Source organism: Pseudomonas sessilinigenes (assembly GCF_003850565.1).
Taxonomy (GTDB): Bacteria; Pseudomonadota; Gammaproteobacteria; order Pseudomonadales; family Pseudomonadaceae; genus Aquipseudomonas; species Aquipseudomonas sessilinigenes.
Map to the genome: position 1 here is coordinate 2,304,778 of NZ_CP027706.1, position 13,501 is coordinate 2,318,278.

General features: G+C 64.9%; 11 protein-coding genes. 6 read left to right on the top strand and 5 right to left on the bottom strand.

What is annotated here, in order from left to right:
- Nucleotides 1-19: 19 nt before the first annotated feature.
- Together C4K39_RS10820 and C4K39_RS10825 are read right to left on the bottom strand one after the other, a co-directional pair.
- Nucleotides 20-1,582 carry an FAD-dependent oxidoreductase gene (locus C4K39_RS10820; RefSeq protein WP_124346326.1) on the bottom strand — a complete coding sequence of 521 codons (1,563 nt, stop codon included), beginning with the start codon at nt 1,580-1,582 and terminating at the stop codon, nt 20-22.
- 55 nt (nt 1,583-1,637) lie between these two features.
- A complete protein-coding gene (locus C4K39_RS10825; RefSeq protein ID WP_068588803.1) occupies nt 1,638-2,252 on the bottom strand; it encodes a LysE family translocator in 615 nt (204 codons plus the stop codon).
- Between the two features lie 352 nt (nt 2,253-2,604).
- Here C4K39_RS10825 and C4K39_RS10830 point away from each other — a divergent pair, with 352 nt between their 5' ends.
- The gene (locus C4K39_RS10830) at nt 2,605-3,693 is read left to right on the top strand and encodes a DUF1615 domain-containing protein (protein ID WP_124346327.1); all 1,089 of its coding nucleotides are present in this window, start codon (nt 2,605-2,607) and stop codon (nt 3,691-3,693) included.
- Here the strand turns inward: C4K39_RS10830 and C4K39_RS10835 are convergent.
- A complete protein-coding gene (locus C4K39_RS10835; RefSeq protein WP_124346328.1) occupies nt 3,690-4,604 on the bottom strand; it encodes an AraC family transcriptional regulator in 915 nt (304 codons plus the stop codon). The two genes, C4K39_RS10830 and C4K39_RS10835, sit on opposite strands and share 4 nt — an antisense overlap.
- A 123-nt stretch (nt 4,605-4,727) precedes the next feature.
- Between C4K39_RS10835 and C4K39_RS10840 the strand changes: the two genes are divergently transcribed.
- Together C4K39_RS10840 and C4K39_RS10845 are read left to right on the top strand one after the other, a co-directional pair.
- A complete protein-coding gene (locus C4K39_RS10840) occupies nt 4,728-5,696 on the top strand; it encodes an SDR family NAD(P)-dependent oxidoreductase (protein ID WP_124346329.1) in 969 nt (322 codons plus the stop codon).
- A gap of 283 nt (nt 5,697-5,979) precedes the next feature.
- The gene (locus tag C4K39_RS10845) at nt 5,980-6,582 is read left to right on the top strand and encodes an ATP phosphoribosyltransferase regulatory subunit (RefSeq protein WP_068588793.1); all 603 of its coding nucleotides are present in this window, start codon (nt 5,980-5,982) and stop codon (nt 6,580-6,582) included.
- A 6-nt stretch (nt 6,583-6,588) separates the two neighbouring features.
- Here C4K39_RS10845 and C4K39_RS10850 read toward each other — a convergent pair whose 3' ends face one another.
- Nucleotides 6,589-7,386 (bottom strand): DUF4349 domain-containing protein, encoded by a 798-nt coding sequence (locus C4K39_RS10850; RefSeq protein WP_124346330.1) that lies wholly within the window; start codon nt 7,384-7,386, stop codon nt 6,589-6,591.
- Nucleotides 7,387-7,584: 198 nt separating this feature from the next.
- Here C4K39_RS10850 and C4K39_RS10855 point away from each other — a divergent pair, with 198 nt between their 5' ends.
- Entirely contained in the window at nt 7,585-8,013 is a 429-nt protein-coding gene (locus C4K39_RS10855) for a PaaI family thioesterase (RefSeq protein ID WP_068588788.1), read from the top strand.
- A 159-nt stretch (nt 8,014-8,172) separates the two neighbouring features.
- Here C4K39_RS10855 and rtcR read toward each other — a convergent pair whose 3' ends face one another.
- Complete coding sequence (gene rtcR / locus C4K39_RS10860; protein ID WP_124346331.1) at nt 8,173-9,771, bottom strand: RNA repair transcriptional activator RtcR; 1,599 nt, start codon at nt 9,769-9,771, stop codon at nt 8,173-8,175.
- Between the two features lie 203 nt (nt 9,772-9,974).
- On the opposite strand from rtcR, the gene C4K39_RS10865 reads away from it, so the two are divergent.
- Nucleotides 9,975-11,525 (top strand): TROVE domain-containing protein, encoded by a 1,551-nt coding sequence (locus C4K39_RS10865; RefSeq protein ID WP_124346332.1) that lies wholly within the window; start codon nt 9,975-9,977, stop codon nt 11,523-11,525.
- 745 nt (nt 11,526-12,270) lie between these two features.
- The gene (locus C4K39_RS10870; protein WP_068589187.1) at nt 12,271-13,497 is read left to right on the top strand and encodes an RtcB family protein; all 1,227 of its coding nucleotides are present in this window, start codon (nt 12,271-12,273) and stop codon (nt 13,495-13,497) included.
- The last annotated feature ends 4 nt before the right edge of the window (nt 13,498-13,501 follow it).

Below are 13,501 nucleotides of genomic sequence, written 5' to 3' on the forward strand. Positions count from 1 at the left end.
TGGCGCCTGTCGGTCTTCTTCAGGCGCTCCAGGGCGTGCCCGGGTCCGGCGCGATGCCGGCTACGGGATGGATTTGCTGTTCGCGAAAATACCGCTCCAGCACCTGTGGGTCCGCCGAGCGATCCGCCAGCGCCACGTAGGTGTCGGGGCGCAGCAGGTACAGGGCGTTGCGCGCCAGTCCCGCCTCGGCATGGGCCGCCTGCCAATCGAAGACCCGCAAGGGGATCTCCCGGGCGTTGCACCAGGCATGCAAGGCGTCGCTGGCCACGCCATACACATGCACCTGCCAACCCAGGTATTCCAGGCTGTCGAAGTTGTCCTGCCCGCCGTCGCTGACCCAGGGCAGGCGGTCGCCGCCGTGTACCGGGCCGACGCTGCCTGCGCTCAAGGGCATGCCGCGGTAGTTCAGGGTGATCTGCGACACCGTGCGAAACAGGAATTCGCGGGCCCGGTCGAAGGCGGCGATCTTCGGCAGCAGCAGCGGTGCGACACGGGTGCGGACCAGATAGGCGATCGGGCCGTCGGCCGTGGCGAAGTTGAACACCCGGTCGGTGGTGGCGACCAGGCGCCGGGCGAACTCCATGCGCTCGATGCCATAGCTGTCCAGCAGGCGCTCGTCGCCCTGGCCTGCGAGCACCGTGGCCAGCTTCCAGGCCAGGTTGATGGCATCGCCGATCCCGGTGTTCATGCCCTGGCCGCCAGCCGGGCTGTGGAGGTGGGCGGCGTCGCCCAGGAGAAAGACCCGACCCCAGCGAAATTGCCCGGCCACCCGGTGGTGTACCCGATAGGTGGAGAACCAGTTGACCTGCTCGACTTGCACCTTGAGCTGGTGCATGGCGCGCTGGCTGACATCCTCGAAGCGCAGGTGCTCCAGGTGTTCGGCTCGTTCGTCACGCACGGTACCGATCAACCGTGCGTGACCGCTTTGGGCCAGGGGGAACACCGCCAGGAAGTCGGCAGCGTCCAGGTCCACATGCAACTGGCCATCGAGGCTCGGGCCAGCGGCCTCGACATCCGCCACATAGAACACCTGCTGGTAGGTCCCGCCGGGAAAACTGGCGCCCAGGGTCTTGCGGACCGTGGAGCGGGCACCGTCGCAGCCGGCCAGGTAGAACGCCTGGCAGTGCTCTTCCCGACCATCGGGACCGCGCAAGCGGGCATTGATCAGGTGACCGTGATCGGTGAAGGCCAGCAGCTCGGTCTCACGCTCGACACTGACGCCCATCTGGGCCAGGCGCTCGACCAGCAGTTGTTCGTGTTCGTCCTGGGGAAAGATCTGCAGGAAGGGGTAGGGCGTCAGGTCGCCACCGATGGCCTCGAACGGCAGTTGTGCGACCCGTTCGCCCTTGACCCACAGGTTCACCGCCGGCACGTGGCAACCCCGCTCGACAATGGCCTGGGTCAGGCCCAGCTGGCGATACAGCTCAAGGGTCCGGGCCTGCACCGCCAGGGCCCGGGACGTGGTGCCCGGGCCGGAGGTCTTGTCGATGATCCGCACCTTGACCCCTTGCTGGCGCAGCCAGAGCGCCAGGACGAGGCCGGTGGGGCCGGCGCCGATGATCAGTACGTCGCTGCAGTTCATGTCTTTGTCCTGGGCAAGGAATCAATGTCATGGATCCGGCGGTACTGCCGCTGGCTCAGCGCTGGGCGAACGCCAGGTTCAGGCCCAGCCCGGCAAAGCTGGCGGCGAAGCTGCGGCGCAGCCAGTCCTGGACCTTGGGCGACTCGATCACCGCGGTGCGGAACAGGTTGGCCAGCAGGCCGTAGAGCACGAACACGAAGAAGGTCATGGCCATGAACACTCCGCTCAGGAGCAGCATCTGCGGGACCGGATCGCTGCCGTCGTGGCTGATGAACTGCGGCAGGAAGGCGAGGAAGAAGATCGTCAGCTTGGGGTTGAGGATGTTCAGCAGGCAGGCCTTGAGCATCAGCGCGCCGGCGCCCTGGCTGACCGCGTGGCTGTCGACGGCGAAGGCCGAGCGATCGCGCCAGGTGGCGTAGGCCAGGTACAGCAGGTAGGCGACCCCGGCGAACTTCAGGCCCTGGAACGCCAGGGCGCTGGTGTGCAGGATCGCCGACAGGCCGAGGATCGAGGCCAGCAGGTGCGGGACGATCCCGGCGGTGCAGCCGATGGCGGTGAACAGGCTGGCGCGCTTGCCGGCTACCAGGGCCGTGGAAATGGTCAGGATGACGCCGCTGCCGGGGATCAGCACGACGATCAGGCTGGTGATCAAGAAATCCAGGTTCAACATCCGGGCAGTACTCCATGGCAAGGCGGGGGAGTCGTCGAACATACACCCAGGCGGGGGGTGTGCAGTAGATGGATTCTAGTCGGCCCTGTTCTTGTTGCCGGCGATTTGAACGGATCTGTAGCCGCTGCCGAGCCTGCAGGGCTGCGCCAAGACCCACAGGCTCGGCAGCGCAGGAATGGCCGGGCATAGGCGGCCGCTGCGCTATTGCGCAGCCTGCGGCAGCGGCTACATGAAGCCGATCACGCTGGCATCTATCGAGCGGGGCAGGGGAACGGCGCTGCAGGTCTTCGGTCGAAGCTCGCGTTCGTTGCTTTACTTGCAGGGACCGGGTCCCGACTTCCCTTGGAGAACCATGATTTCACATCGCCTTGTCGGCAGTTTCCTTGGCCTGCTGTTGTTGGCCGGTTGTGCCAGCCAGCCCGGTTCCCGCTCGCCCGAGATACCTGCCGAACAGGTCCAGGCACGTATCCTGCGACTGTTGCCCGCCCAGGTGAGCGACCGCCAGGGCTGGGCCCGGGACATCCAGGTGGCCTTCAATGCCCAAGGGCTGGACCCCAGCCCCGGCAACTTGTGCGCAGTGCTGGCGGTGGCCGAGCAGGAGTCCGGTTTCCAGGTCGATCCAGCGGTGCCGGGCCTGGGGCGCATTGCCCGGGATGAGGTCGATCGCCGTGCGGCCAAGGCACATGTTCCGGGGCTGCTGGTCAGTGCTGCATTGCAGGTACGTTCCAGCGACGGCCAGTCCTACAGCCAGCGCCTGGCCAAGGCCCGTACCGAAAAGGAACTGAGCGCGATCTTCGATGACTTCATCGGCCAGGTGCCCATGGGCCAGACCCTGTTCGGTGGTTTCAACCCGGTGCATACCGGCGGGCCGATGCAGGTCAGCATCGCCTTTGCCGAGAAGCACGCCCAGGGGTATCCCTATTCACCACGAGATTCGATCCGCCACGAGGTCTTCAGCCGTCGCGGAGGCCTGTACTTCGGCATCGCCCACCTGCTGGGTTATCCGGTGAGCTACCCGCAGCCGCTGTATCGCTTCGCCGACTTCAACGCTGGCTGGTACGCCAGCCGCAATGCCGCGTTCCAGGCTGCGGTCAGCCAGCTCACCGGGATTCGCCTGGCGCTCGATGGCGACCTGATCCGCTACGACTCGATCCTGCCCGGCAGCACCGAGCTGGCAGTACGCACCCTGGGCAAGCAGTTGGGGCTGCGCAACCCGGTGATTCGCGACCAGCTGGAGCAGGGCGACAGCGCGCAATTCGAGCAGACCGCGTTGTACCGCAAGGTATTCGCCCTGGCCGACCAGGCCAAGGGCAAGGGTGTACCGCGGCAGATACTCCCGGGCATCGAGCTCAAGAGCCCGAAGATCACGCGCCAGCTGACCACCGCCTGGTTCGCCAAGCGGGTGGAAGAGCGCTATCAGCGCTGCATGGCGCGTCACTAAATGGCGTGTGCCTGTCGCTCGCGGTACTGGCGAGGCGAGCAGTGCATGATCCGCTTGAAGGCGTGGCTGAAGGCGCTGTCGGAGTCGTAGCCCAGCTTCTGGGCGATCGAGGAAATGCTCGCCCGCCCGCTTTTCAAGGATTGCGTGGCCAGTTGCATGCGCCAGCGCAACAGGTACTCCAGTGGGGCTATCCCGGCCTTTTGCTTGAAATGCAGGGCCAGGGTCGAGCGCGAGACCCTGGCGATCCGGGCCAGGTCCTCGACGGTCCAGGCCCGGGCCGGGTCGGCATGGATGGCCTCGATGACCGCCCCGATGCGTGGATCACAGATCGCCAGCAACCAGCTTGGTGGTGCGTCGGTTGCCTGGGCCAGGTACATGCGCAGCACCTGCACCAGCATGATGTGCCCCAGGTGCTGGACCACGATCGAATGGCCTGGGGAAGACCCGGCCAGTTCGTGGGCCATGTGTTGCAAGGCCCAGTTCAGTACCGACGCCGGCTCCGAGCCATTGCCGATGACCGCCAGCGCAGGCAACCCGGCGAACAGCAGGTTGGCCTCCTCGCCGAAGGCGAAGCGGCCACCGATCAGGAACAGCTCATCGGCGCTACCGCAATGGGCGACGCCATTGCTGGCGTGGCGATAGACCTCGTCCGCCCGGATGGCTGGTAGTTCTGGATCGCTACAGAGCGAAAAGGCCCGTTTGCGCGACAGCAGGAAGCAGTCCCCGGCCACCAGGCGTACGGGTGCCCCGGCGCCTTCCACGGTCAACCAGCAGGAGCCTTCGATGAGCGCGTTGAACTTGATGCCGTCGGGCGCAGGGAAGTCGATGGCCCAGTCGCCGCCCGCCTTCAAGCCGGCGAACACCGAGCTGCGCGTATTGAGCAGGGCCAGAACTTCGGATAACGGGTCCATGGACATTCGGACGCTCGCGATAGAAAACCGGACTTTGTTGCATTCCCGGCTGCAAGTCCAGCCGGGAAAATGCCAGGCGCGGGGATCTTCCCGCGACTTCCCATCCTGTTTCACGGAGCGTTCATGACGAGCAGGCAAATCCCGATCCATTCCGGTTTTGGTGCAGCCAGTACGGCGGCAGAAGTGCTGGCAGGGCGAGATCTTTCCGGCACCCTGGCCCTGGTCACCGGCGGCCATTCAGGGCTTGGCCTGGAAGCCACGCGGGCCCTGGCCCAGGCCGGCGCCCAGGTGATCGTGACGGCACGCGATGTCGCGACCGCCCAGGCAAGCACCTATGGCATTGCTGGTGTTGAGGTCCAGCAGTTGGACTTGTCCGATCTCCTTTCGGTGAAGGACCTCGCGCAGCGCGTGCTGGGCAGTGGCCGGCATCTCGACATCCTGATTGCCAACGCAGGCGTCATGGCTTGCCCCGAGGGACGCGTGGGCCCGGGCTGGGAAAGGCAATTGGCGACCAATCACCTGGGGCACTACGTCCTGGTCAATGAGCTTTGGCCAGCACTCGAAGGTGGCGCCAGGGTCGTGGTGCTGTCGTCGGCAGGACACCAGCAATCGGCCATGCGCTGGGACGATGTGCAATTCACTCGGGGTTATGACAAATGGGCCGCCTATGGGCAGTCGAAGACCGCCAACGCGTTGTTCGCCGTGCACCTGGATCGGTTGGGGCGGCATGCCGGCGTCCGGGCCTTTGCCGTTCATCCCGGAAAGATCTTCACCCCGCTGCAACGCCATCTGGTGCAGGGCGAGATGATCGCGGCTGGTTGGCTCGACGCTTCGGGCCAGCCGGCCGATCCCTCGTTCAAGACGCCGCAGCAAGGCGCTGCGACCCAGGTCTGGGCGGCCACTTCGCCGCAGCTGGAGGGTATGGGCGGGTTGTATTGCGAGGACTGCGACATCGCCTCGCTGGATGAGCGCGAGCCGCCGTCCTTTGTCGGTGTCCGCTCATATGCCATCGACCCCGGGCAGGCCGAACGCCTTTGGACGTTGTCTGGCCAGTTGACCGGAGTCGACGCGTTGGTGGGCGGTCGGCCTTGAGTGTGGGGCTGCTGGCACGAACAACGAGGCGCTTGTCAGTTGCTTTTACGGTATGCCAGGATGCGCCATGAATTTTTTCCGGCTCGGCAATCGCACCCATCACCATCGACCTCATTCCAGGGGCCGTGGTCGCGTATGCGCATCGAGCCGTCAGTGATGCGCATCCCTCGCCACTGACCCTCGACTCACCACCAAGGCGCCCTGCAAGGCGCCTTTTTTATTGTCTGTAAAAAACCAGAGGAACGACCTATGACTATGCTCCGTGGCACGCGAATGATCACCGGTGAACAAGCCGCCAACCTGCGCATCCTGGAGGGCCGGTTCCGGAGCTGGCTTCATCGAAGCGGGTGCTGAAGAAGTCATAGTCCCGGCCTTGTGGGGCCAGGACACCTTTATTGAAAAAGCCGGTGGCAGTGAAGTCATCGGCCAGATGTGGGCCTTCGCCGACAAGGCCGGTCGCCCTTGCTGCCTGATTCCGGAAGCCACCGCGCTGTTCCAGGAAACCGCTGGCCAGCTGCTGGCGGGACGGACCCAGGCAATGTTCTTCTACGTTGCCCGCTGCTATCGCTACGAGAAGCCCCAGGCCGGGCGCTACCGTGAATTCACCCAGCTGGGTTTGGAGATCCTCGGGCCCGATCCACGCCAGGCACTGGTGCAGGCGCAGCAGTTGTGCACCGGCTTCCTGGATGCCTTGGCGCTGGACTATGAGCTCAACCTGGGGGTCAAGCGTGGCCTGACCTATTACCTGGATGGCGAGGGTTTCGAGGTGCGTTGCCGGCGCCTCGGGGCGCAGCAGCAAGTGGTGGGGGCGGGGGCCTATCGCCAGGGTGCCGGGTTCGGCATCGGCCTGGAGCGCTTGCAACTGGCGCTCCAGGCCCAGGCCTAGGCGAGGTTACTGGCGGCGACGGACGAACTTGCGCCACAGCCAGACCCACAGCAGCACCAGGGGGAAGGCGAGGATCACGAAGGGCAGCACGTAGCTGCCTTTCTCCAGGGCCTCGGCGGTACCGTCGGCCAGGTTGTCCAGCAGGTTGCTGAAGGCGCGCTTGAGGTTGGAGCTGCGCTGGCCGCTGTCGCTGGGCTGGAAGTTCAGGGTCAGGCGGTTGGTGTCCAACCGCCGTTGCTGGCCGGCGGCGGTCTGGGCCAGGGCTTGCAGGTCATTCTCGATGCCGGCTTGCTCCTTGCTCAGGGCGATCAGGTCGCCGACGCTGATGTCCTTGCGCGCGGCCAGTTCGTCCAGTCGCTGTTGCTGGGCCTTGAGCCGTTGTTGCTGGCGCTGCACGTCGGCCACGGCGTCGGCCAGGTCTTCGGCGCTGGTGATGCGCTCGCCCAGCTCGGCGCCTTCGGCGGCCTGCTGGACCATGGGCTCGACGCCGCTCGGTACTACCCGCAGTACCACTTGGGCGCGGTACTTGCCTTGTTCCAGGCGCAGGATATTGCACGCACCGAACTTCGCCTGTTCGCAGGCTTCACGGGTTTGTGCCAGGCGCGGGCCGATCTGCTCCGAGGGCAACGACAGGGTCAGCTCATGTTCGTAGGCCAACTGGGCGCCGGCCTGGCCCTGGGCGCCGCCAAGGGCCACGGCGTTTCTGCCCTGGTCGCTGGGAGAGCAGGCGCTGAGTGCCAGCGCGCCCAGCAGGGCAAAGGCCAGGCGGCGAGGGCGGTTAGGGTGGTCGTCCTGATGTTGCATGGGAGCTCCTTGGGTACTTGAAACTGCGTTGGGAACGCAGGCGCGCATCTTACCGTCCTTCCTGGGGCGGCCACGATGGCGTTGTGACTTATTTGCGGCAATTTCCCGGATTGATACTGATAGGCCGCACCGCGGATTGGCGCTACATCTGTGGCAGTACGCAGCGATGGTGCTGCGCTGGTGCTCAAGGAGCTTGTCATGAGTGAAGCGGATGTTCCCCAGGGTTTCAGTCCCTTGCCTCGCAGCAGTCCGTTGCTGGAGCTGATCGGTCCGGTCTACGGCTGTGGCAATGGCAGTGGGCTGCGTGTCGGCCTGCGTGCCGATGCCCGCCACGCCAACGGTCGCGGCATCGTGCACGGCGGCATCATCGCCACCCTGGCGGACGTCGGCATGGGGTATGCCATGGCGTTCTCCAGCGAGCCGCCATTGCCACTGATCACGGCCAGCATGAACCTCGATTACCTGGGCGCGGTGCAGGTGGGGGATTGGCTGGAGGTGCGCCTGGAGCATTCCCGGCGCGGGCGGCAGATCGCCTTCGCCACCGTGGTGCTGAGCGTTGGCGAGCGCGAAGTGGCCCGAGCCAGCGGCGTGTTCGCCGTGCCGCAGCCGTCGCCGACGCTGGCCTGATCTGACGCATCGCGGCCACTGCGCGCCCGTGCGCAGCCTGCGGCAGCAGCTACACGAAGCGGGCACCTTTGGTGTCTGGCGTATCCTCTTTGTAGCCGCTGCCGAGCCCGCGAGCCCCCCAGGGCCTTCAGCGGGCATTCATGAGCAGCTACGCGATGCTCAGCTGGTGATCTGTTTCCAGTCCAGGCCGAAGCGCGCCAGGTATTTGCGCAACCGATCGGCGTCGTTGGGATTGGCCTTGCCCAGGCGCGAGACCCCGAACAGGCGCCGCCCGGCATCCGACAGGCTGTCGGCGCGCCGGCATTCGGCGATCACCGCCTTGAGTTGCAGGCGGTCGAACAGGTCCAGTTCCATGTCTGTGCCCAACAGCGGCTGTAGCTCGTCCTCGCTCTGTTCCAGGCCCCAGGCATGGCGCAGGCGCTGGATCTCTTCCAGAGCCAGGGCCTCGTCGATCCGGCCGCTGTCGGCCAGGGTGGCCATGCGGGTGATGGACGCCGACAGCTCGCGGAAGTTGCCCAGCCAGGCCGCTTCGCTGGAGCTGGCGAAGGCCAGGTAGCGCCGCCGGGCCTCAAGGTTGAAGCGCACCAGTTGGCCTTGCTCCCGGGCATGGCGTTCCAGCTCGAAATCGATGTTGGGCTCGATGTCTTCGCGGCGCCCCGCCAGCCCCGGCAGGTTGAAGGTCCAGAGGTTGATCCGGGCGTACAGGTCTTCGCGGAACAGGCCCTGGGCCACCCGGCCGCGCAAGTCCCGGTGGGTACCGGCGATGATCAGGAAGTCGCTCTCCACCTCCTGGTCCGAACCCATGGGGAAGAAGCGTTTTTCCTCGATGGCCTTGAGCAGCATCGCCTGTTCGTCCAGGCCCAGTTCGCCGATCTCGTCGAGGAACAACATGCCGCCGTGGGCCGCTCGCAGCAGGCCGTCGCGGGCATTCTGGGCGCCGGTGAAGGCGCCCTTGGTATGGCCGAACAGTGCCGACATGGCGCCGTCGCCGCGCAGGGTGGCGCAGTTGACCTCGACAAAGCGCCCCAGGACCTGGTGCCGGCCACGCTTGAGTTCATAGATGCGCCGGGCCAGGAACGACTTGCCCGCCCCGGTGGGGCCAATCAGCAGCATCGGCGCCTTGGAGCGTACCGCCACTCGCTCGATCTGTTCGATGGAGCGGTTGAAGGCCAGGTTACGGGTGGCGATCCCCGACTTGAGAAAGGCCAGGCCCTCCAGGCGCTTGTGGGCGAAGCGCGAGGCGATGCGGTCATAGCGCGACAGGTCGAGGTCGATCAGTGCATGGGTGCCGGTAGCGTGCTCGTCCGGATCGCGGCGCCGGGCTGGGGAGGTCTGGATCAGTCGCGCCGGCAGGAAGCGGGCCTCGGTCAACAGGAACCAGCAAATCTGCGCCACGTGGGTCCCGGTGGTGATGTGCACCAGGTAGTCCTCGCGCTCGGTGTCGAACGCGTAGGCGCTGGTGAAGTCGTGCAGGGCGCCATACACCTCCTCGAAGTCCCAGGGGTTCTTCAGCTCCATGGGGTGCAAGCGCACCTCGGTCTCGGGGGAGACCTGGCGGATGTCGTCGGCAATGCGCCCGGCGAGGCTGATGTCCCGGGCGTCGACGCCATGGATCAGTTCCAGGCGGTGGATCAGCACATCCTGCTGCTGGCACAAGCCCACGCTCGGGCGCCAGTGGCTCCAACGGTTGGCGCCCTTGCCGACACGATCGAGGGTGGCTCCGACGAAACCGATGGCGACCGTGGACTTGTCCGACATGTTTATATCCTTGGATAAACTGCGATAGATAAAGATATAAAATCAGAGCAACGTTTGTCGCGAAAAATCACTGAAGAAATAAAGATGAAAAATAAATACGTTTAAAATCAATAAGTTAAAAATAAATTCGATAAAAAATTCAAAGCTGGCACGGCGGCTGCAATATCTCTGGCAACGAACAAGACAACCAGCGAGACGCCAAGATGGCCAACCAGCAGCTGTTCAACACCCAACAGGCAAAAGCCCCGGCGAGCGACACCCGCAATGCCTCCCGGGCCCCGGCCTACGCCTACAACGCCAAGCATCGCCTGGCCCAGCTGGCAGTCACCGGTTGCCTGAACTCGACCTTCTACACCTCACCCGAGGATCAGCTGGAAGCCGTGTTGCAACTGGTGAGTGAAGTCGACAGCCGCTTCGTGGCCCAGGCCGCTCGCTACGCTCGCCAGCAAGGCCATATGAAGGACATGCCGGCGCTGCTGCTGGCGGCGCTGACCGCGCAACGTTCGGTCCAGGTGCCCGAGCTGTTCGCCCAGGTGGTGGACAACGGCAAGATGCTACGCAACTACGTGCAGATCCTGCGTAGCGGCGTGACCGGCCGCAAGTCCCTGGGCTCGCAACCCAAGCGCTTGGTGCAGGACTGGCTGAACAACGCCAGCGAGCGCCAGCTGCTGCAGGCATCGATCGGCAACCAGCCGTCGCTGGCGGATGTGGTCAAGATGGTCCACCCCAAGCCCCGCGAGGCCTGGCGTGAAGCCTTCTTCGCCTGGCTGATCGGCAAGCCGGTGGATGTCCAGGCGCTGCCCGGGCTGACCCGTGAGCTGCTGGCGTTTCGCAGCGGGGCCAGCACCCAGGTGCCGGATGTACCGTTCCAGTTGCTGGGCAACGAGAGCCTGAGCGCTGAGCAATGGGCCGCCCAGGCTCGCAACATGGGCTGGCAGGGGCTGCGCATGAACCTCAACACCCTGGCTCGCCACGGTGCGTTCCAGGTGCGCGGTTGCACGGAGTATGTGGCGGCGCGCCTGGCGGATGCCGCAGAGGTGGCCAAGGCCCGGGTCTACCCGTACCAGCTGCTGGCGGCCTACCGCATGGCGGGAGAGGAGGTGCCGCAGCGGGTGCGCGAGGCGCTGCAGGATGCCCTGGAGCTGTCCCTGGCCAATGTGCCGGCGCTCAGCGGTTCGGTCGTGGTATGCCCGGACGTCTCGGGGTCGATGCACAGTCCGGTCACGGGTTATCGCCAGGGCGCCACCACGGCGGTGCGCTGCATCGATGTGGCGGCACTGGTGGCGGCGGCGGTCCTGCGCAAGCGGCCGACGGCACGGGTCATGCCGTTCGAACGGGAAGTGGTGGATATCCGCCTCAACCCCCGGGACAGCGTGATGACCAATGCCCAGAAGCTGGCGGCCATCGGTGGCGGCGGGACCAACTGCTCGGCCCCCTTGGCGCAGCTGGCCAATGCGCGGTTCAAGCTGGACACGCTGATCCTGGTCTCGGACAACGAGTCGTGGATCGACGCCCGGCGCCATGGGGCCACTGAAACCATGCGCCAGTGGGAGCGGATCAAGGCGATCAACCCCAACGCCCGGCTGGTGTGCATCGATATGCAACCCGGGGCCACCACCCAGGCCCCGGACCGTGAGGACATCCTCAACGTCGGTGGCTTCAGCGATACGGTGTTCGACGTGATCGAGCAGTTCATCGCCGGCAACTACGGTGGCCAGCACTGGGTGAAAGCCATCGAGGCCCTGGCGCCCTGAGCGCCAGGTTATTGAGTTAGAGCATGCGCCGGGCAGCCGGCGCACACTGAAGTTTCTTGATCATTGGCCCTGAATGCCGCTGTGACTACATCCAAAGACGTCTCAGCAGATTTTGTCAGGGCCGGTGACGGCGCGAATGCCGGTGGCTGTACATCCTGGTCTTGCCGGTTCGAATCCGGCTATCAGCCACTACTGTTGTCGCGCCACCTGTTTTGCGGTTTTTTGCGACGAATGCCGATGGAACTACATCCAAGGCTCGAGATGCGGGTGCGAGTCCCGCCGGTGCTCGAAAAGGGCGCCGTGGTTCAACCAGCAGAACGCGAGTGCATCGTTTCATCGATTCCTTGTCGTCGCAGGTTTTCCCCGCCTTGGCGGGATGGCAGCGAATGCCACGGGTACTACATGGTGTCGCGGGTTCGAGTCCCGCCAGCCGCAAGGCTGTAGCTCAGTGGGTAGAGCAAATGTGCCCGTTCCCTTGTCGCTGCCCGCAGGCCCGGCCTGCACCGATTGACCCGGCGAATGCCGGTGGAACTACAGGACAGCCTGGTCGCGGGTTCGATTCCCGCCCACCGCAAGGTGGTAGCTCAGGGGTAGAGCAGGCTGCATGTTTCACCTTTTTTTGTCGCCAAGACCTGCCGGATGACCGGCCACCCGATCGATCATGGGCGCAAGACTGCAATCCGCTCTTGCGCTGCCGATACAACAAGGCCCGGATTCGGGCCCCAGGAAGAAAGAGTAAAAAGATATGGAACGCAAGACCTACCAATTGCTGGAAGTCGCCAACGGTAAGCCAATCAAGATGTGGACCCAGGGCGTGCCCGTGGAAAACGAAGCCCGCCAGCAGCTGATGAACACCGCCAAGATGCCCTTCATCTTCAAGCACCTGGCCGTGATGCCCGACGTCCACCTGGGTAAGGGATCGACCATCGGTAGCGTGATCCCCACCGTGGGCGCGATCATTCCGGCGGCGGTCGGGGTGGATATCGGCTGCGGGATGATCGCCGCCCGGACCTCGCTGACCGCCTCCGACCTGCCGGATAACCTGGCCGGGTTGCGTAGCGCCATCGAGCAGGCGGTGCCCCACGGTCGTACCTCGCCACGTAGCGGACGAGACAAGGGGGCCTGGGGTGAGATCCCGCAACAGGCCGACCAGGCCTGGGCGGCCCTGCATCCACGGTTCAAGGCGATCACCGATAAGTACCCGGCGCTGGCCAACAGCAACAACCGCCAGCACCTGGGAACCCTGGGAGGCGGGAACCACTTCATCGAGGTGTGCCTGGACGAGGCCAACCGCGTCTGGTTCATGCTCCATAGCGGTTCGCGCGGCGTAGGTAATGCCATCGGCAACCTGTTCATCAACCTGGCCCAGGCGGATATGCGCCAGCACATCGCCAACCTGCCGGACCGCGACCTGGCCTACTTCGAGGAAGGTAGCCAGCACTTCGATGATTACGTCGAGGCCGTGGCCTGGGCCCAGGATTTCGCCCGGCAGAACCGCGAGTTGATGATGCAACTGGTGATCCAGGCCACCCGCAAGGTGATCAGCAAGCCCTTCGAAGTCGCGCTGGAGGCGGTGAACTGCCACCACAACTACGTACAGAAGGAGCGCCACTTCGGTGAAGAGGTGCTGGTGACCCGCAAGGGTGCGGTGTCGGCGAAGAAGGGCGAGTTGGGGATCATCCCCGGGTCGATGGGAGCCAAGAGCTTCATCGTCCGCGGGTTGGGTAACGAGGAGGCGTTCTGCTCCTGCAGCCACGGTGCCGGTCGAACCATGAGCCGGACCAAGGCCAAGAACACCTTCACCCTGGCCGACCAGATCCGCGCCACCGCCCATGTGGAGTGCCGTAAGGATGAGAACGTGATCGACGAGATTCCGATGGCCTACAAGGACATCGACCAAGTGATGGACGCCCAGAGCGAACTGGTGGAAGTACTGCATACCTTGCGTCAGGTGGTATGCGTTAAGGGGTAGAGCG